The sequence below is a fragment of the Nocardioides pantholopis genome (genome assembly GCF_003710085.1).
GTDB classification, from domain to species: Bacteria; Actinomycetota; Actinomycetes; order Propionibacteriales; family Nocardioidaceae; genus Nocardioides; species Nocardioides pantholopis.
The window spans coordinates 2,961,895-2,980,134 of record NZ_CP033324.1; the positions used below are offsets into that span (position 1 = coordinate 2,961,895).

The window sequence follows — 18,240 nt, forward strand, 5'->3', positions numbered from 1 at the left end:
ATCCGGGCCGCTCGGCGCTCGAGGCCCCCGGGAGGACCGGTCTCACAGTGCGCCACCGGGGCAGCCGCTGTCATCAGCTATTCGGCTGGTCGTCCGGTCCTCTGGTCGTCGGATCCGTTCGCCCGGAGCAGCCGGCCGTCGCGCTACTGCACCAGGGCCAGGACGTCCTCGCCGTACTTGTCGACCTTGGACCGGCCGATGCCGCTGATCCGCAGCAGCGCCTGGGGGTCGCGGGGCTTGTGCTCGGCGATCAGCTGGAGGGTGGCGTCGGTGAAGATCACGAACGCCGGCACGCTCTCGTCGGCGGCGCGGACCTTGCGCCAGTCCCGCAGCCGCTCGAAGAGCGCCTCGTCGTAGGAGGCCGGGCAGCCCTCGCAGCGGCCGCGCTTCTTCTCCGCGCCGGTGCCGAGCGGGCGCCCGCACTCGCGGCAGCTCGCGACCTTGCGGCTGCGCGCCGGCTCCGGGCGCGAGCGCGCGTCGTCGGGCAGCAGCGGATCCAGGAACCGCGACGGCTTGCGGGAGCCGCGGCCCCCGGGGTTGCGGGCCAGGGCCCACGACAGGGAGAGGTCGACGCGGGCCCGGGTCATGCCGACGTAGAGCAGGCGCCGCTCCTCCTCCACCGCCGCGGGGGTGTCGGCGTAGGTGATCGGGAGCGTGCCGTCCTGGAGCCCGCAGAGGAAGACCGAGTCCCACTCCAGCCCCTTCGCCGCGTGGAACGTCGCGAGCGTGACGCCGTCCGCGACCGGGGCGTGCTGCTCCGCCGCCCGCCGGTCCAGGTCGTCGACGAAGGCGGCCAGGTCGCCCCCGGCTGCCGCGAACTCCGTCGCCTGGTCGACCAGGGCCTGCCAGGACTCCCAGCGGTCCCGGGTCTGGCCGCGGGCGGTCGGGGCCCGGTCGGTCCAGCCCATCCCGGAGAGCACCGCGGCGACGGTCTCGACCACCTCGGTGCCCTCGCCGGAGCGGGCGGCCCCACGGATCCGGGTCACGGCCTCGCGCACCTCGGGGCGGTCGAAGAAGCGGGCGGCGCCGCGGACGACGTACGGGATGCCACGCGCGGCCAGCGCCTCCTCGAAGGCCTCCGACTGGGCGTTGATCCGGAACAGGACCGCGACCTCGCCGAGCGTGCGGCCGGCGTCCCGGAAGCGCAGGATCTTGGCGGCCACGGCCTCGGCCTCGGCGACCTCGTCGGGGTACGGCGCATAGGTGACCGTCGGCCCGGAGGGGCGCTGGGCCCGCAGCCGCACCCCCTCGCTACCCGACCCGGCGAGCAGCGTGTTGGCGGCCTCGACGACCTCGGGGGTGGAGCGGTAGTTGCGCACCAGCTCCACCGACGTGGTGTCGGCGTGCTTGCGGGGGAAGTCGCGCAGGTAGTCGGCGTTGGCGCCGGCGAAGCTGTAGATGGTCTGGGCGGGGTCGCCGACGACGCAGATCTCGTGGCGCCCGCCGAGCCACAGGTCCAGCAGCGCGGACTGGAGCGGGGAGACGTCCTGGAACTCGTCGACGACGAACCACTTGTACTGGCGGCGCACCTCGGCCGCGACCCGCTCGTCGTCGGCGAGCATGCCGGCGGTCAGCAGCAGCACGTCCTCCATGTCCATCCGGCCCTGCCCGCGCTTGACCTCCTCGTAGCTGCCGAAGACCCGGCCCACGGTCTCGGCGTCGTGGCCGGTGACGGAGCGGCCGCGGGCGGTCGCGACCCGGGCGTAGTCGTCGGGGCGGACGTTGCTGACCTTGGCCCACTCCACCTCGGACGCGAGGTCGCGCAGCAGGGCCTGGTCGGCGGTGATCCGCTGGCGCCGGGCGGCGCTGGCCAGCAGCCCGATCTTGGACTCGATCAGCGAGGGCAGCTCGGTCCCGTGGGCGCGCGGCCAGAAGTAGCGCAGCTGGCGCAGCGCCGCGGAGTGGAAGGTGCGCGCCTGGACCGGGCCGGCGCCGAGCATCCGCAGCCGCTGGCGCATCTCGCCGGCCGCGCGGGTCGTGAAGGTGACCGCGAGGACCTCGGTCGGCGCGTAGACCCCGGTGGCGACGCCGTAGGCGATGCGGTGCGTGATCGCCCGGGTCTTGCCGGTCCCGGCACCCGCGAGCACCCGCACCGGACCCCGCACCGCCTCGGCGACGCGACGCTGCTCGGGGTCGAGCGCGGCGAGCAGCTGGTCGGGGTCGGTGGCGGGCATCAGGGGGAACATCTCCTGGGGGTGGCTGGTTGGATTCGGTGCAGGCAAACCCTAGACCGCGGAGGCGACAGTCCCAGATGAGCTCGTTCACGATGTACACGACCCCCTGGTGCGGCTACTGCCACCGTCTGAAGAGCCAGCTGGACCGTGAGGGGATCAGCTACGACGTCGTCGACATCGAGCAGGTCCCGGAGGCCGTGCAGATCGTCGAGCAGGCCAACGGCGGGAACCAGACAGTGCCGACGCTGGTCTACGCCGACGGGACCGCGATGACGAACCCGTCGCTGGCCCAGATCAAGGAGAAGCTGGCCACCCTGGCCTGACTCCCACGAGCCGTGCCCCGGCGCGGCGGGCAGCTCACCGGTCGCCCCACTGGCCCGGCAGCGGACCGCCGTACCACTGCTCGACCAGGGACCGGCTGATCGAGACCCCGCCCGGGAGCTGCACCCGGCCGGCCTCCACCTCACTGCGCAGGTCGGCGCGGGTGAACCACCGCGCCTCCTCGAGCTCGTCCTCGTCGACGGTGATCTCGGTGGACGTCGCGCGCCCGACGAACCCCAGCATCAGGCTCGCCGGGAACGGCCAGGCCTGGTTGCCCAGGTAGTCGACCTCGCCGACCAGCACCCCGCTCTCCTCCTGGACCTCGCGGCGCACCGCGTCCTCCAGCGACTCCCCCGGCTCGCAGAAGCCGGCCAGCGTCGAGAACCGGCCCTCGGGCCAGACCGCCTGCCGGCCGAGCAGGCAGCGCTCGTCCGGGGCGCCCGGCTCCCCCGCCGTGATCAGCATGATCACCGCCGGGTCGGTGCGCGGGAACTGCGTGCGTCCGCACCGGGTGCAGGCCAGCTCGTGGCCTGCCTTGCGGGGCTCCAGGGCGCCGGCGCAGCGCGGGCAGAACCGGGTCACGGCGTGCCACTCGGCCAACCCGATCGCGTGGAACAGCAGCGGCGCGTCCGCGATCGTGCCCGCGGCGAGCGGCGCCAGCAGTTCGCGCACCCGCAGCCATTCCGCGCCGTCCCCGGCGAGCCCCGACCCGGCGTACGCCGGGTCCGCGAGGACCGCGAACCACACCCGCCCGTCCTGCTCGCCCAGCAGCACCCGCACCCCCGGCGGAGCGTCCTGCGGCGCCACCCAGTCCAGGGCGCCGTCGACCGCGCGGACCCTCGTCCCGGCCACGACCAGGACCCGCGTCGCGGGGTCCGCCCAGCGCTGCTCGAGCCAGGCCTCGTCGGTGCGGCGCAGGGCCACCCGGTCGTGGGGGTCGGCGGCGAGCCGCTGGTGGGGGAAGCTCACGGCCGGCGGAACGCGTTCTGGGCCAGGACCACGACGCCGGCACCGAAGAAGCCCAGCACCGCGAGGCCGAGCGCCTCCCCGCCCTCGTCACCACCCCACGCCCACAGGCCTCCCCACACGGCGGGGATCAGGCAGAACCCGGCGAGGATCAGCAGCGGCCACTTGACGGGGCGGTTGTCGCTCACGCGTCGAGCATGTCATCCCGGGGAGCCGGAAGCAGCGGCCGGGCCGCGGTGTTGGGACCGATATGGAGACCGATGACACGGTGACGGGGCCGGTGCTGGACGCCGTGGTGATCGGCGCCGGCCAGGCCGGGCTCTCCGCGTCCTACCACCTGCTGCGCCGCGGGATCGACCACGTCGTCCTGGACGCCGACGACGCCCCCGGGGGCGCCTGGCAGCACCGCTGGGACTCCCTGACCATGCACGACGTGCACGGGATCGCCGCGCTGCCGGACGCCCCCGCCCTGCCCGAGTCCGGCGAGCGCGCCAACGCCGCGGTGCCGGCGTACTTCGCGGCGTACGAGCGCCAGCACGGCTTGCCGGTGCTGCGGCCGGTGCCGGTGGACCGGGTGACCTCGCAGACCGACGGACTGCTCGCGGTGCACGCCGGGGCCCGGACCTGGCGGACCCGGACCCTGGTCAACGCCACCGGGACCTGGACCCAGCCGTTCGTTCCGCACTACCCCGGCATCGAGACGTTCCGGGGCGTGCAGGTGCACGCCCGGGCCTATCCGGGCACCGAGCACTTCCGCGGGCGGCGGACGCTCGTGGTCGGCGGCGGGGCGTCGGCGGTCCAGCTCCTCGGCGAGCTGGCGCTGGTGACCGACACCCTGTGGGTGACCCGCCGGCCGCCGGTGTGGCGCACCGGAGGTCTCGGCCCGGAGGACGGCCGGGCGGCGGTGGCCCAGGTCGAGGACCGGGTGCGCCGCGGGCTGCCGCCCGGCAGCGTGGTCGGGGTGACCGGCCTCGTCCTCCGTCCCCAGGAGCTGGCCGCGGAGCGGCTGGGCGCCTACCGGCGGCGGCCGATGTTCGCAGCGGTCGAGGAGGACGGCGTGCGGTGGGCGGACGGGTCGTTCGAGGCCGTGGACGCGATCGTCTGGGCGACCGGGTTCCGGCCGGCGGTCTCCCACCTCGCCCCGCTGCACCTGCGCAGCGAGCACGGCGGGATCCGGCTCGACGAGGCCGGGACGACGGCGCTCGCCGACCCGCGCGTGCAGCTGGTGGGCTACGGGCCCTCCGCGAGCACGATCGGCGCCAACCGCGCCGGGCGGTTCGCCGCGCGCGGCGTCGCCCGCTGGCTGGAGCGCGACCGGGCGGTGTCGACTGCCCGGTGAGACCGGGCGGTGTCAACTGCCCGGTGAGACCGAGCGGGTGATGAGCCGGCCGCGTCGCCGTGGACGGGCCGGCTCACCACCGGGGCGTCACTTGTCGGTGACCTTCTTGGCCACGGCGCCGAGGACGGCGGCGACGACGAGGGCAACGAGCAGCTTCTTGACCACGGGTTCTCCTTCGGTTGGTTCACGCCACCCCGCCGTGCCGGTGGGGTGGACCCGCATCCCATCGTGCCCGGACCCGGCGGCGTACGCCGGGGTGCCACGCCGGACAGGGGCCGACCAGGGGCCGACCAGGGGCCGACCTGCCTCAGCCGGCCAGCAGCCGCTCCAGCTCGTCGCGGCCCGGGAGGTCAGCGGGCTCGACCAGGTCGCCGGTGCGGACGTAGAAGAACGCCGCCCGCACCGAGGCCGGGTCCACGCCCTCCAGCTCCGCCCAGGCCTGGCGGTAGATCGCCAGCTGCAGCGGGTCGGCGCTCTGGTGCCGGTTGGTCTTCCAGTCCACGAGCAGGAAGCCGTCGCCGTCGCGGTAGACCGCGTCGATCCGGCCGCGCACCACCTGACCGCCCAGGACCAGCGCGAACGCCGGCTCGACGGCGTGCGGGACCCGGTCGGCGAACGGCCCCTCCTCGAAGAGCTTCACCAGCTCGGCGAGCTCGGCCTCGTCGGCGATGTCGGTGTCGGCACGGCCGGGCAGCTCGTCGGGGTCCAGGAGCAGCTGCTGACCGAAGCGCGCCTCGACCCAGGCGTGGAAGCGGGTGCCGAACCGGGCCGAGGGCGAGGGCGGGCGGGGCATCGGGCGGGCCAGGTCGCGGGCGAAGCCCTCGGGGTCGTCGCGCAGCCGGGCCAGCGCCGTCGCGGACAGGCTCGAGGGCAGCGGCACCTCAAGGGCCGGCGACCGGTCCCGGGAGGCCTCCTCGAGCAGCCGCTCGATCTCGTCGTCCCACTGGCCGACCCGGTCCAGCAGGAGCACGTCCTCCAGGTCGTCCGGGGCGTCCGGATCGGCCGCGCGGACCCGAGCCGCCGCCTCGACCCGCCGCTCGACCTCGGCGGTGCGGTGCGAGATCGGCCAGGGCAGGTCGGTGAGCCGCTCGGCGTACGGGCTCGGCGTGCCCTTCTCCGGCATCGCCAGCCACTGGTCCGGCTCGCCACCCCAGGCGGTCATGGCCTCGCGGGTGCGCTGGAGGTACGCCGAGGGGCCGAGCCCGGTCTTCAGGTGCGGCGCCCAGCACCACGCCGAGACCCACAGCTGATGGCGGGCGCGGGTCCAGGCGACGTAGCCGAGCCGGAGCTCCTCGAGGGCCTCGTGGGCCTTGGCGGCCTTGCCGACCGCGACGATGTCCTCGCAGGTGTGCCCGGTCAGCGCCGGCAGGTCCCGGGCGTCACCGCGCAGCGCGGTCGGCATCACGAACGGCACGGTCAGCCAGCTGGAGCGGGTCCGGTTGGTGGGGAACTTCCGCTCGGTCACGCCGACCAGGAAGACCGCGTCCCACTCCAGGCCCTTGGCGCGGTGGACCGTGAGCAGCTTGACGGAGTCGGCCTCGGAGGGCGTGGCGACGTCGAGCCCCTGGCCGAACTCGTCCTCGGCCTCCAGCCAGGCCAGCAGCGCGGCCAGCGTGACCTGGCCGTCGACGGCCTGGAACTCCGCCACGGCCTGGACGAACAGGTCCAGGTTGTCGCGCCGGGCCGCGGCCGCGGGGCTCACCGAGGAGGCCAGCTCGACGTCGATCCCGGTGGTCTCCACGATCCGGCGGACCAGGTCGAGGATCGGCTCGCCGATCGAGGAGCGCAGCCGGCGCAGTTCGTCGGCGAGCAGCGTGAAGCGCTCGCGCGCCTGGGCGGAGTAGTCGAGCTCGCCGGGATCCTCCAGCGCGTCGCACAGCGCGGGGATCTCGGTCGGGTCCGCGCCCTCGACGGCCGCACCCAGCTGGGCCTGCAGGTCGGCGAAGTCCTGGGGGCCGCCGGCGCCGCCGGTGAGCTCCCGGGCCCGGCGCCCGAGCAGGGCCAGGTCACGCGGCCCGATCGCCCACCGGGGGCCGGCCAGCAGCGTCAGCAGCGCGGCGTTCGCGGTGACGTCCTGGACCAGGGTCAGGGTCGCGACGACCTCGGCCACCTCCGGCAGTCGGAGCAGCCCCTTGAGGCCCACGATCTCGACCGGCACCTCCCGCGCGGACAGCGCGTCGAAGACCGCCGCCGCGTGGGCGTTGTCGCGGGTCAGGACGCCGATCTCCTTCCAGCACGGGCCCTCGCGGCGGCGGGTCAGCTCGGCGTGGGTGGCGATCACCTGGTCGGCCAGCCAGGCCAGCTCGCCGTCCCAGGTCTCGTGCACGACGGCCCGCACCTCCCCCGGGTCGGCACCGGGCTTGGCCTCCAGCGGCAGCAGCTCGGGCCGGTCGGCGTACAGCTCCGCGGCGAGGTGGTTGGCGGTGGCGAGGATGCGCGCGTCGGAGCGACGGTTGACCGTGAGCGGATAGGTCGTGGTCGCCCCGTCGCGGGCGGGGAAGTCCTGGCCGAACTCCAAGATGTTGGACACCGAGGCGCCGCGCCAGCCGTAGATCGCCTGGTTGGGGTCGCCGACCGCTGTCACCGGGTGGCCCCGGCCGTGCTCGGCGTCGGGTCCGGAGAAGAGCCGGCTGAGCATCAGCGCCTGGGCGACCGAGGTGTCCTGGTACTCGTCGAGGAGCACGACCTTGAACTTCGCGCGCTCCGCCTCGCCGACCTCGGGGCACTCCTGCGCGAGCCGGGCCGCGAGCGCGATCTGGTCGGAGAAGTCCATCAGGCCGTGGCGCCGCTTGAGGGCGCGGTAGGCCTCGACCAGGCCGAGCAGCTCGGCGCGCCGGTCGATCGCGGCGATCGCCTTCTCGTTCTTCTCCCGGTAGGTCTTGCGGTGCTCGGTGGCCATCCCGGCCTCGAACAGCGGGCGCTGCGCGGCGTCGTGGGCGCGCACCTCGGCGGGACTCACCAGGTGCTCGCTCATCTCGCCGTCCAGGGCGAGGAGGTACTGGACGACGTGGCGCGGGGAGTCGCTGAGCGCCGCCACCGGGGCGGTGTAGCGCTGCACCGCCCGCGCGGCGAGCTGGTAGCGGCTGGCGTCGGCGATCAGCCGGGTGTCGGGCTCGTGGCCGATGCGCAGGCCGTGCTCGGAGAGCAGCGCCGAGGCGTAGGAGTGGTACGTCGCGACGGTCGGCTCCTCGACCTCGTCGGCCGCGTCCGGGTCGGCGGGGTCGACCCGGCGGGTGCCGCGCTCGGGCAGCAGGCCCGCCTGGCGGAGGTTCTCCCGGATCCGGGACTGCAGCTCGGCGGTCGCCTTGGTGGTGAAGGTCAGGCCGAGGACCTCCTCGGGGCGGACCCGGCCGGTGGCGACCAGCCACACCACCCGGGCGGCCATCACCGTGGTCTTGCCCGAGCCGGCGCCCGCGATCACGACGGCGGGCTCCAGGGGCGCGGTGATCGCGGCGAACTGCTGGTCGCTGAAGGTCCAGTCGGCGCCGAGGACGTCGCGCAGCTGCTCGGGGGTGGTGATGTCGCGCAGCGTCACGAGAGCACCGTCCCGGCGGTCTTGTCGGGGCACAGGGCGTGGAAGGAGCAGCGGTCGCACTGCGGGCCGGGGCGGGCCACGAAGTCCTCGGCGCGCAGGACCGCGGCGGCCTGGACGAGCTGCTCCTCGACGAAGCCCGCGCCCTCGGTCGGCGGAGGCTGACGCTGCACCTTGGGCAGGTCGACGCCGTGGCGCAGCTGCACCAGCTCCGCGCCACCCGGGGCGCCCGGTCCGAGGCCCTCGGGCAGCCAGGCGTCGGCGGCGCCGTGCTCGACGGCGAGCTGGTAGAGCCCCAGCTGGGCGTGCCGCTCGACCTGGGGCCCGGTGGGCGGGTACTTGCCGGTCTTCAGGTCCACGACGACGACCCGCGGCCCGCGTCCGGTGGCCTCGGGGTCCTCCTCCAGCTCCAGGCGGTCGGCGTAGCCGTGCAGCCGGACCCGCTGCCCGTCGGGCAGCGTGACCTCGGCCTGCATCCGGGGCTCGGTGGCCAGGACCGTGCGGGCGCCGGGCCGCTGGTGCCAGGCCACGAAGCGTGCCAGCGCGTCGCGGACCGCGGCGCGCTCGCGCATCCGCGACCAGGGGGTGCGGAACTCCATGCGGTCCCAGACCTCGTCGACCAGCGGCATCAGGTCGGCGTCGACGTCGACCGGGGAGGGCAGCTCCCCGACCGCGATCCGCTCGGCGATCGCGTGCACGACCTTGCCGAAGCCCTGGCTGGCCGAGCTGACGACCTCGCCGCCGGCCTCGCGGGACAGGAACCACTGGGCCGGGCAGGTCAGCAAGCCCTCGAGGGTGCTGGCCGAGATCGTCAGCGGCTCCTCCGTCGGGCGCACCGGCCGGTCCGCGCGGCTCGGCGCCCGCAGGCCCCACCAGCTGGCGGGGTCGGCCGCCGGCGCCACCGGCCGGCCGTGCACCTCGGCCTCGGCGAGCCGGCGCAGCCGGCGGGCGGCGGCCCGGCGCAGCGGCTCGGGCTGCTCGGGGTCGGCGAGGGTACGCCGCAGCTCGGCGACCAGCCCGGCCACCGACAGCGGCCGGCGCGGCCGGCCGACCCGGTGCTCGGGGTCGCGACCGAGCTCGGAGAGGAACCGGGACGGCTGCTCGCCCTCGTCGTCGCTGGAGGCCACCGCGGTGACCACCAGGCGCTGGCGGGCACGGGTCGCGGCGACGTAGAAGAGCCGCCGCTCCTCGGCCAGCATGGTGCCGCGGGTCAGCGGCGGCAGCAGCTCGTCGCGGCCGATCCGGTCGGCCTGGAGCAGGGAGTCGCGCCGGCGCAGGTCGGGCCAGGCGCCCTCCTGGACCCGGGCCACGACCACCAGCCGCCACTCCAGGCCCTTGGACCGGTGCGCGGTGAGCAGACGGACGGCGTCGCCGCGCACGCCGCGGTCGGCGAGGGTGTCCGCCGGGATCTCCTGGGCGCTCAGCGTCGCGACGAACTCCCGGACGCTGGTGTGGCCGCGCTGCTCCTCGGCGCGGGCCGCGGTCTCGAAGAGCGCGCAGATCGCGTCCAGGTCGCGGTGGGCCAGCCGCGCGCCGTGGCCGCCGGAGGACGTGGCATGGCGCAGCCGGCGCCCCCAGTCCGAGCCCTCCCACAGCGTCCAGAGCACCTCCTCCACGGTGGCGCCCTCGCTCAGCTCGGCGCGGGCCCGGGCGATCGTGGCGGCCACCCGTCGGGCCCGGCGCGCGGCGTCGCCGGGCAGGCCGGCCAGCGTCTGCGGATCCAGCACGGCACGCCGCACGAGGTCGCGGGGCGCGACGTCGGGGAAGCGCTCGCGCAGGGCCCGGGTCAGCGCCCGCACGTCGGTGGCGTCGAGCGCGCCGAGCTGGGAGGTGAGCAGCCCCTGTGCGCGGTCGGCGCCGACGTGGTCGGGGGACGCCGGGTCCTCGACGTCGGCGTCGACGACCACCCCGAGCGCGGCGAGCAGCGGCAGCACGGCCGGCTCCCGCACCAGCGGCGTCTCGTCACTGGCGACCTCGACCGGGACCCCGGCCGCGACCAGCGAGCGACGCAGCCCCGGGATCTCGGTGCGCCCGGAGCGGACCAGCACCGCCATGTCCGACCAGGGGATGCCGTCCTCGAGGTGCGCGCGGCGCAGCAGGTCCGCGACGTGCTCGGTCTCCGCGCGAGCGGTGTCGAAGGTGAGCACGTCGACGGTGCCGGGCCCCAGCGCGTGGGCCACCGGGGCGGGGTTGCGGAAGGCGGCGTACTGCTCGGCGGGGATGGCCCCGCTCACCGCGATCCCGGCCGCGATCGAGCGGGAGGCACGCAGCAGCCGGGACCCGAAGCGCCGGGTCGTGGCCAGCGCGACCACCGGCGCCGGCGCGCCGCCGGGCAGCGCGAACTCGCGGGGGAAGTCGAGGATGCCGCGCACGTCGGCGCCGCGGAACCCGTAGATCGACTGGTCCGGGTCGCCCACTGCTACCAGGTTGCGCCCGTCGCCGGCCAGCGCCTGCAGCAGCGCGACCTGGCTGGGGTCGGTGTCCTGGTACTCGTCGACGAAGACGTGGGAGAACTGGGCGCGCAGCTCGTCGCGGTGCACCTGGGCCTCGATGACCGCGCGCGCGATCAGGTCGGGGTAGTCGATCGCGCTCTGGTCGCCCAGGACGTCGAGGTACTGAGCCATGAAGGCGCCGGCCGCCTCGAGCTCGGGCACCCGCTCGCGCCGGCCGAGCTCGGCGAGGTCGGCGGGGTCGAGGCCGCGCTCGCGGGCCCGGGAGAGCACCGCGTGCACCTCCTTGGCGAAGCCGCGGGTGCCGACGGCGGCCCGCAGCCCGTCGGGCCAGCGGACCGCCTCGGGGTGGTCGCCGAGCAGCTCGGTCAGCACGACGTCCTGCTCGGGGGCCGTCAGCAGCCGCAGCGGCGCGGCGTACAGCTCGGCGGGCGCGAAGCGGCGCACCAGCCCGTAGGCGAAGGAGTGGAAGGTCGAGCTCAGGGTGGAGGCCATGGTGCGGCCCAGCCGGGCGGTGACCCGGTCGCGCAGCTGCTCGGCGGCCTTGCGGGAGAACGTCAGCGCGAGCACCTCGTCGGGGCGGGCGCCGCGGGTCTCGATGCGCTCGACGATCGCCTCGACCAGCGTCGTGGTCTTGCCGGTGCCGGGGCCGGCGAGCACGAGCAGCGGGCCCCCGGGGTGGTCGACGACGCGCTGCTGGTGCTCGTCGAGGACCGGCACGTCGAGGTCGGCGCGCCGGCGCACGAGGCGGTAGGACGTCGGCGCGGTCATGACCTCATTCGATCATCCGGGGCCGACAGTCCTGTCGAGACTTGCCGTTCCGGGCGTTCGGGCGGGATGGGAGGGTTGCGGGCATGGCCCCGGAAACCCACGCTGCAGCCGATGCCCCCACCGGTCCCCTCTCGGACCTGATCGTCCTCGACCTCACCCGAGCTCTCGCCGGCCCGCACGCCGCGATGATGCTGGGCGACCTCGGGGCCCGGGTGATCAAGGTCGAGTCCCCCACCGGCGACGACACCCGGTCGTGGGGCCCGCCGTTCGTCGGCGAGGAGCACGAGCGCGAGTCGACGTACTTCATGGCGGCCAACCGCAACAAGGAGTCCATCGTCCTGGACCTCAAGTCGCCCGAGGACAAGGACGTGCTCACCCGCCTCGTCGAGCGCGCCGACGTGCTCATGGAGAACTTCCGGGTGGGGGTGCTGGACCGGCTCGGCTTCTCCGTGGAGCGGCTGCACGAGCTCAACCCGCGACTGATCGTGCTCTCGATCACCGGCTTCGGCCACGACGGCCCCGAGGCCACCCGCGCCGGCTACGACCAGATCGCCCAGGGCGAGGGCGGCCTGATGTCGCTGACCGGGACCAGCGCCCCCACCAAGGTCGGGGTCCCGATCGCGGACCTGCTCGCCGGCATGAACGGCGCGTACGGCGTCGTCGCCGCCCTCCACGAGCGCGAGCGCACCGGCCGCGGCCGGGTGGTCCGCACCTCGCTGCTGGCCGGCATGGTCGGCGTCCACGCCTTCCAGGGGACCCGCTGGACCGTCGCGAAGGAGGTCCCCGGCCTGGCCGGCGACCACCACCCCTCGATCGCGCCGTACGGCATGTTCGCCACCGCGAGCGCCCCGATCCAGATCGCCTGTGGCTCCGAGGGCCTGTGGAAGGCGCTGTGCCGGGCCCTCGAGCTGGACGCCGACGCCCCGCAGTTCGCCACGAACCCGCTGCGCGTCGCCAACCGCGACGAGCTGATCGCGGTGCTGGAGGGCCTCTTCGCGGCCCAGCCGGCGGAGCACTGGCTCGCGCTGCTCGCCGACGCCGGCATCCCGTCGGGCAAGGTCCGCACCCTCGACGACGTCTACGCCTGGGACCAGACCCGCTCCCAGGGCCTGCTGCTCACGGTCGACCACGCCACCCAGGGCGAGCTCGAGCTGCCCGGCTCCCCGATCCGCTTCGACGACAACCCGTTCTCGGGCGGGCGGCCGACGCACACCGCGCCGCCGACCCTGGACCAGCACGGCGCCGCGATCCGGGAGTGGCTGGACTCCTGAGCCCGCGGGCCGGGCGGGGCCGCGTCCACCTGGGGGAATGGGCCTCGCCAGCGGAGGTCCGGACCGTCAGACTGGCGCCGTGACGAGCACCCGCACCGTGGCGATCCTGGCCTTCGACGACATGGAGGTCCTCGACTACGCCGGGCCCTACGAGGTCTTCAACGTGGCCGGCGAGGTCAGCGACCCGGGCGCGTTCTCGGTGCTCTCGGTGGGGCTCACCGGTGAGGTCGCGACCGGCCGGGGCGGCTTCCGGGTGCTGCCCGACCACGGCCTGGACGACTGCCCGGCCACCGACCTGCTGGTGGTCCCCGGGGGCGCCGGCGTGCGCCGGCTCCAGTCCGACGACCGGCTGCTGGCCTGGCTGCGCGACCGGGCGGCCGAGGTCGAGGTGCTGGTCTCGGTCTGCACCGGCGCACTGCTGCTGGCCTCGGCCGGGCTGCTGCACGGGCGGCGCGCCACCACCCACCACACGGCGTACGCCGAGCTGGCCGGCCTGGACCCGACCGTGCAGGTCGAGCGCGGACCCCGGTTCGTGCGCAGCGCGGACCGGCTGTGGACCTCCGGCGGCATCTCGGCCGGCATCGACCTGTCCCTGCGGGTCGTCCGCGAGCTCGCCGGGCCCCGGGTCCACGACGACGTGGTCGCCGAGATGGAGTGGGGCTGGCGCTCCTGATCGGAGCCGGAGTGGTTACCGGCTCGGCGTGAAGCCGCCCCGGGACGCCGCCGTCGCCGCCTCCAGCCGCTGGACCGACCCGGACGGCTACCGCTCCCCCGCCGGGAGCGTGCACGCCTGGCTGCGCGGGACCAACCAGACACTGTGCGGGATCCCGCTCAGCCGGGCCGGCCTGATGCGGTTCCCCCACATCCAGTGGGCCGACGTGCAGCCGGCCACCGGCCGCGACGCCGACCGGGTCCAGGAGGTCTGCCCCCGGTGCGCCGCCGGGATGGGCGCGCGCCGCGACGAACGGCCCTGGCGACGGGTCAACCCGCGCCCCTGAGACCGGCGGCCCCGAGACCTGGGCCGGACAGCAGAACGCCACCCGGGGTGGCCGCCGGGGCGGCCACGCCGGGTGGCGGGTTCTGCGGGATCTGGTCGATCAGCCCAGGTCGACGATCGCGGCGACCGGGCCGCCACCCTCGGGGCCCTGGTGCGCCGCGGAGACCGAGACGAAGACCGCCGGGTCGCCGGTGACGGCGGCGGTCACGCCACCGACGCAGGACTTGATCTGGCGGTGCCAGTGCACGTCGGAGTCGTCGAGCATCGCGTTGCGGCGACCCCGGACGGTGCCGTCCTGCGAGGCCTCGCACTTGAGGAAGACGTTGACGAGCTTGCCGTCGAGGTCGGTGTGGTGCGGGCGCTCGGGGAGCTCGAGGCCGGCGTCCTTGATCGCGTTCCAGATGCCGTCCTGGTCGAGGGCGTCGGTCATCACCGAGTGCCCGACCCGGTAGCGGCCGCCCACGCCGCGGGCGTTGCCCACGACGACGACCTGCGCCCGGTCCAGCTCCACGCCCGAGGAGCAGGATGCGACGGCCGAGTAGAGCTCGCGGTTGTGCATGACGTCCTCGTCGGAGGGCATCTCGATCTCGCCCAGCGCCACGGCGATGCCGAGCGCGGTGACGCCGTTGGAGAGGTCCATCGACTCGTGGGTGTGCTCGGTCCACACGTCCTTGCCGCGCCGCTTGGCGTCGCGGATCGTGTCGATCGTCAGCAGCGGGGTCTTGGTCTGGACGTAGTGCACGTCGGCCGGGTCGGTGATCCCGGCCCGCTCCATCGCGACCTTCACGGCGTCGGCGACCTTGGAGATCATCGGCGTGCGGCCGATCTCCTCGGGGAGCAGCTGCTCGCTCATCGCGAAGCCGACCGTGAGCCGCTGGTCGTCGGTGGGCTCGGCGTCGACGGTCGCGAAGACCGTGGCGTGGGGGCTGATCACGCCGTCGGTGCCGCCGGACCACACGATCGGGACCTGCTTGACAGCCTCGGGGTCGGCGCCCTTCTCGACCAGCACCTCGCGGAAGGCGCGGTCGGCGATGATCCGGGTGTAGTCGTTCACACCACCGTTGCCCTCGGTCTTGCCGATGATCGCGATCACCCGCGAAGCCTCCATGACGCCCTCGTCCAGGAGCTTGGCGAGCTCGGAGGCGTCGGCGACGGAGTGGATCGGGACCTTGCGAACTTCGATGGCGCTGGGCATGTTTCTCCTCGGTTGATCGGTCGGACTGGTCGGACAGTACGGGGGGTCAGTCGGGGACGACGACGGTGCCGGCGCCCTGCTCGAGCGCGGCGGTGATGTTCTCCAGGCTGGTGATGACGGCCCGGCCGCCGGTCTGCTCGACGAAGCGGCAGGCGGCGTCGACCTTCGGCCCCATCGAGCCGCTGGCGAAGTGGCCCTCGGCGGCGTGGCCGCGCAGCTCGGAGACGGTCAGAGTGCCGAGCTCCTCGGCGTCGGGCTGGCCGAAGCGGAGCACTGCATGGGTGACGTCGGTGGCGACGACCAGCACGTCCGCGCCCAGGCCACGGGCCAGGATCGCGGCTCCGAGGTCCTTGTCGATGACTGCCTCGACGCCGCTGAGCCGGCCGTCGGCGTCGGCCACGACCGGGATCCCGCCGCCGCCCGCGGCGACCACGACGTACCCGGCGTCGACCAGGGCCGTCGCGGCCGGGGCGTCGACGATCTCCAGCGGCTCGGGCGAGGCGACCATCCGGCGCCAGCCCTTCTCGCCGCGGTCCTCCCAGGTCTCGCCGTGGGAGACGAGCACCGCGGCCTCCTCGGCCGACAGGTAGCGGCCGATCGGCTTGGTCGGGCGGACGAAGCCGGGGTCGTCGGCGGCGACGCGGGTGCGGGTCACCACGGTGGCGGTACGCCGTTCGGACCCGCGGGCGGCCAGCGCCCCGTCCAGGGCGTTCATCAGCACGTAGCCGACCGTGCCCTGGGTCTGGGCGCCGCACCAGTCCAGCGGGACCGGCGGCACCACGGAGGCGGCGATCTCGTTCTTCACCAGCAGGTTGCCGACCTGGGGCCCGTTGCCGTGGGTGAGGACCACCTCCACGCCGGACACGACGAGGTCGGCCACCGCCTCGGCAGCGGTCGCGACCGCTGCGATCTGGTCGTCGGGTCGCGCGCGACCCTCGGCATTGGTCATGGCGTTTCCGCCGAGCGCGATCAGGACCCTCATGGAGTCGAACCTAGTGAGCCGGGGCACGTCGGGAGCAGGGCAACACCGGCCAGAGACTCCCCGAGGTGCTGGCAGGTGTTGCCAAGCGCCGTGCGGGCGCTGCGACGGGGCGGCCGCTCGGCACCCCGGATCACGGGCGGGGGCCGCCGGTGGCGGTGAGCGGGCGGACCCGCGGGGGCAGCCGGGAGTACCACCCGGCCAGGCGGCCGTCGCGGCTGACCCGGCGCAGCCGCTCCTCGATCTCGGGACGGGCGTCGCGGGGCGCGGCGATCAGCAGGTGGTCACCGGCGCGCAGGACCGTGGTGTCGGCGGGCACGAAGAGCCGTCCCTCGCGCAGCGCGAGCGCCACCGCCGTGCCCTCGGGCAGGCGCAGCTCGGCGACCTCCACCCCGGCGATCCGCGAGTCCGGCGGCACGCTGAGCTGGAGCAGCGTGGCGTCGAGGTCCTCCAGCGGCGCGGAGTCGATCGTGACGTCCCGGGCGCCTACCGCGAGCGCAGCCCCGGTACGGCGCGCCACCCAGGGCAGCGTGGGGCCCTGCACCAGCGTGAACAGCACCACCAGCAGGAAGACCACGTCGAAGACCCGCTCCGCCCCCGGCAGCCCGACGCTCATCGGGATCGTGGCCAGCACGATCGGCACGGCACCGCGCAGCCCGGCCCAGCTGATGAACGCCTGGTCGCGCCAGGGCACCCCGAACGGGGTCGCGCACAGCAGCACCGACAGCGGCCGCGCGACGAGCGTGAGCGCCCCGCCGACGATCAGAGCGGTGGGCAGCGCGTCGAGGAGGCGGTCGGGGCTGGCGAGCAGCCCGAGCAGGATGAACAGCCCGATCTGGGCGAGCCAGGCCAGCCCCTCCACGAAGCTGTCGGTGGCCGCACGGTGCGGCAGCCGGGAGTTGCCCAGCACCAGCCCGGCGACGTAGATGGCCATGATCGGGCTGCCGCCGGCGATGCCGGAGACCGCGAAGGCCAGGAACGCGATCGCCAGGGTCGCCAGCGGATAGAGGCCGGAGGCGGGCAGCGCGCTGCGGGCCAGCAGCCAGACGCCGCAGCGGGCGACCGCGAACCCGAGCGCCACGCCGGCGAGGAGCTGGTAGCCGATCTGGCCGGCGATGCCGAGCGCGCCGGAGCTGTTCCAGGCGTCCGAGGTGACGACCGTGACCAGGATGATCACCGGCGGGTCGTTGAAGCCGGACTCCGCCTCGACGACCGCCCGCAGCCGGCCGCGGACCGGGAGCTGGCGCAGCACCGAGAACACCGCCGCCGCGTCGGTGGAGGACGCCACGGCGCCCAGCACGATCGCGGTGCGCAGGTCCACGTCGAGCAGGAGCAGGACCAGCCCGCTGGTGACCGCGACGCTCACGAAGACGCCGAGCGTCGCGAGCACGCCGGCGAGCGGGGCGACCGGCCGGATCGCCGACCACTGGGTCGTGAAGCCGCCCTCCGCGAGGATCATCGCGAGCGCGACGTTGCCGAGCACCTGGGTGAGCTCGGCGTCCTCGAACTGCAGCCCCAGCCCCGACTCCCCCAGCGCGAGCCCGATCGCGAGGTAGACCAGCAGGCTGGGCAGGCCGGCCCGGGTCGAGATCCGCACCGCGGCGACCGCGGCGAGCAGCACGGCCGCGCCCAGGAGCACGACCGCGTTGAGGTCAGCCGGATCCATCAGTCCCCGCGGCGGTCCGGACGCCCGGAGCGGACGCCGGCCGCAGCAGCACGTCGACCTCCACCAGCTCCACGTCGAGCAGCACGACGCCCGGGACCCGGACCGCCGCGGCCAGCGCGTCCAGGTGGACGCCCAACCCGTCCGGCAGCTCCTCGACGCCCAGCCAGGCGGCGCTGTCGCGCACGGCGGCGGCGAGCGCGTCGTCCACGGCGCTCGCCGGCGGCAGGTACGGCGTACCGGGCGGGCACGCCACCGGCTGCCAGGTCGCCTCCAGCAGCACCAGCACCTCGTGGCCGTCGCCGGTCCTCGCGCGCACCGAGGTCAGCAGCTGGGTCGGCGCCGCGTCCACGACGACGAACCGGTCCAGCAGCGGCACCCGGAGCGTGACGCCGCGGTGCCCCGAGCGGCGTACGACGTCGCGGCGCACCACGTGCACCAGCTCCCCGGGAAGCACCGGGCGGGCCACGGCGCCGGCGAGCAGCACCAGCAGGGGGACCCCGAGGACCGCCCAGACCGCAGCACCCGGTTGCGCGTCCACAGCTCCTCCTCGTCCCGTCCCGACCGACACCTCGATTCTTC

General features: G+C 75.0%; 15 protein-coding genes. 5 read left to right on the top strand and 10 right to left on the bottom strand.

The annotated features are described in order from the left end of the window. Window positions 1-143: 143 nt before the first annotated feature. Window positions 144-2,174, bottom strand: a complete 2,031-nt coding sequence (locus EBO35_RS14260) for an ATP-dependent DNA helicase UvrD2 (RefSeq protein ID WP_122819798.1) — start codon at window positions 2,172-2,174, stop codon at window positions 144-146. Between the two features lie 77 nt (window positions 2,175-2,251). Here EBO35_RS14260 and EBO35_RS14265 point away from each other — a divergent pair, with 77 nt between their 5' ends. Then, entirely contained in the window at window positions 2,252-2,497 is a 246-nt protein-coding gene (locus EBO35_RS14265; protein ID WP_122818295.1) for a mycoredoxin, read from the top strand. A 34-nt stretch (window positions 2,498-2,531) separates the two neighbouring features. Here EBO35_RS14265 and nudC read toward each other — a convergent pair whose 3' ends face one another. Continuing rightward, window positions 2,532-3,464 (bottom strand): NAD(+) diphosphatase, encoded by a 933-nt coding sequence (gene nudC / locus EBO35_RS14270; protein ID WP_122818296.1) that lies wholly within the window; start codon window positions 3,462-3,464, stop codon window positions 2,532-2,534. Continuing rightward, on the bottom strand, window positions 3,461-3,649 hold the full coding sequence (locus EBO35_RS14275) for a hypothetical protein (RefSeq protein ID WP_122818297.1): 189 nt from the start codon (window positions 3,647-3,649) through the stop codon (window positions 3,461-3,463). Before EBO35_RS14275 ends, nudC begins: the two co-directional genes overlap by 4 nt. 62 nt (window positions 3,650-3,711) lie before the next feature. On the opposite strand from EBO35_RS14275, the gene EBO35_RS14280 reads away from it, so the two are divergent. Continuing rightward, window positions 3,712-4,800 carry an FAD-dependent oxidoreductase gene (locus EBO35_RS14280; protein ID WP_122818298.1) on the top strand — a complete coding sequence of 363 codons (1,089 nt, stop codon included), beginning with the start codon at window positions 3,712-3,714 and terminating at the stop codon, window positions 4,798-4,800. Between the two features lie 87 nt (window positions 4,801-4,887). On the opposite strand, the gene EBO35_RS20235 is transcribed toward EBO35_RS14280, so the two are convergent. From EBO35_RS20235 to EBO35_RS14290, 3 genes are all read right to left on the bottom strand, one after another. Continuing rightward, window positions 4,888-5,022 carry a hypothetical protein gene (locus EBO35_RS20235; RefSeq protein WP_263457636.1) on the bottom strand — a complete coding sequence of 45 codons (135 nt, stop codon included), beginning with the start codon at window positions 5,020-5,022 and terminating at the stop codon, window positions 4,888-4,890. Window positions 5,023-5,107: 85 nt separating this feature from the next. Then, window positions 5,108-8,335: an ATP-dependent DNA helicase gene (locus EBO35_RS14285; RefSeq protein WP_241153706.1), complete on the bottom strand. Its 3,228-nt coding sequence runs from the start codon at window positions 8,333-8,335 to the stop codon at window positions 5,108-5,110. Further along, window positions 8,332-11,553: an ATP-dependent helicase gene (locus tag EBO35_RS14290; RefSeq protein ID WP_122818299.1), complete on the bottom strand. Its 3,222-nt coding sequence runs from the start codon at window positions 11,551-11,553 to the stop codon at window positions 8,332-8,334. Before EBO35_RS14290 ends, EBO35_RS14285 begins: the two co-directional genes overlap by 4 nt. An 83-nt stretch (window positions 11,554-11,636) precedes the next feature. On the opposite strand from EBO35_RS14290, the gene EBO35_RS14295 reads away from it, so the two are divergent. From EBO35_RS14295 to EBO35_RS14305, 3 genes are all read left to right on the top strand, one after another. After that, a complete protein-coding gene (locus EBO35_RS14295) occupies window positions 11,637-12,824 on the top strand; it encodes a CaiB/BaiF CoA transferase family protein (RefSeq protein ID WP_122818300.1) in 1,188 nt (395 codons plus the stop codon). 79 nt (window positions 12,825-12,903) lie between these two features. Further along, a complete protein-coding gene (locus EBO35_RS14300; RefSeq protein WP_241153707.1) occupies window positions 12,904-13,497 on the top strand; it encodes a DJ-1/PfpI family protein in 594 nt (197 codons plus the stop codon). Between the two features lie 28 nt (window positions 13,498-13,525). After that, window positions 13,526-13,822 carry a hypothetical protein gene (locus EBO35_RS14305; protein ID WP_122818301.1) on the top strand — a complete coding sequence of 99 codons (297 nt, stop codon included), beginning with the start codon at window positions 13,526-13,528 and terminating at the stop codon, window positions 13,820-13,822. Window positions 13,823-13,921: 99 nt separating this feature from the next. Here the strand turns inward: EBO35_RS14305 and bar are convergent, their stop codons facing one another. From bar to EBO35_RS14325, 4 genes are all read right to left on the bottom strand, one after another. Continuing rightward, on the bottom strand, window positions 13,922-15,016 hold the full coding sequence (bar, locus tag EBO35_RS14310; protein ID WP_122818302.1) for a barbiturase: 1,095 nt from the start codon (window positions 15,014-15,016) through the stop codon (window positions 13,922-13,924). Window positions 15,017-15,062: 46 nt separating this feature from the next. Next, window positions 15,063-15,998 carry a carbamate kinase gene (locus EBO35_RS14315; protein WP_122818303.1) on the bottom strand — a complete coding sequence of 312 codons (936 nt, stop codon included), beginning with the start codon at window positions 15,996-15,998 and terminating at the stop codon, window positions 15,063-15,065. A 130-nt stretch (window positions 15,999-16,128) separates the two neighbouring features. After that, on the bottom strand, window positions 16,129-17,661 hold the full coding sequence (locus EBO35_RS14320; RefSeq protein ID WP_122818304.1) for a potassium/proton antiporter: 1,533 nt from the start codon (window positions 17,659-17,661) through the stop codon (window positions 16,129-16,131). Then, complete coding sequence (locus tag EBO35_RS14325; protein ID WP_122818305.1) at window positions 17,648-18,199, bottom strand: hypothetical protein; 552 nt, start codon at window positions 18,197-18,199, stop codon at window positions 17,648-17,650. The genes EBO35_RS14320 and EBO35_RS14325 overlap by 14 nt, the downstream gene beginning before the upstream one ends. Between the last annotated feature and the right edge of the window lie 41 nt (window positions 18,200-18,240).

Bases quoted from the DNA above. Each gene is read 5' to 3' on its own strand.
- EBO35_RS14260 (WP_122819798.1), bottom strand. From the start codon at position 2,174: ATGCCCGCCACCGACCCCGACCAGCTGCTCGCCGCGCTCGACCCCGAG.
- EBO35_RS14265 (WP_122818295.1), top strand. From the start codon at position 2,252: ATGAGCTCGTTCACGATGTACACGACCCCCTGGTGCGGCTACTGCCAC.
- EBO35_RS14280 (WP_122818298.1), top strand. From the start codon at position 3,712: ATGGAGACCGATGACACGGTGACGGGGCCGGTGCTGGACGCCGTGGTG.
- EBO35_RS20235 (WP_263457636.1), bottom strand. From the start codon at position 5,022: ATGCGGGTCCACCCCACCGGCACGGCGGGGTGGCGTGAACCAACCGAA.
- EBO35_RS14290 (WP_122818299.1), bottom strand. From the start codon at position 11,553: ATGACCGCGCCGACGTCCTACCGCCTCGTGCGCCGGCGCGCCGACCTC.
- EBO35_RS14295 (WP_122818300.1), top strand. From the start codon at position 11,637: ATGGCCCCGGAAACCCACGCTGCAGCCGATGCCCCCACCGGTCCCCTC.
- bar (WP_122818302.1), bottom strand. From the start codon at position 15,016: ATGCCCAGCGCCATCGAAGTTCGCAAGGTCCCGATCCACTCCGTCGCC.
- EBO35_RS14315 (WP_122818303.1), bottom strand. From the start codon at position 15,998: ATGAGGGTCCTGATCGCGCTCGGCGGAAACGCCATGACCAATGCCGAG.
- EBO35_RS14320 (WP_122818304.1), bottom strand. From the start codon at position 17,661: ATGGATCCGGCTGACCTCAACGCGGTCGTGCTCCTGGGCGCGGCCGTG.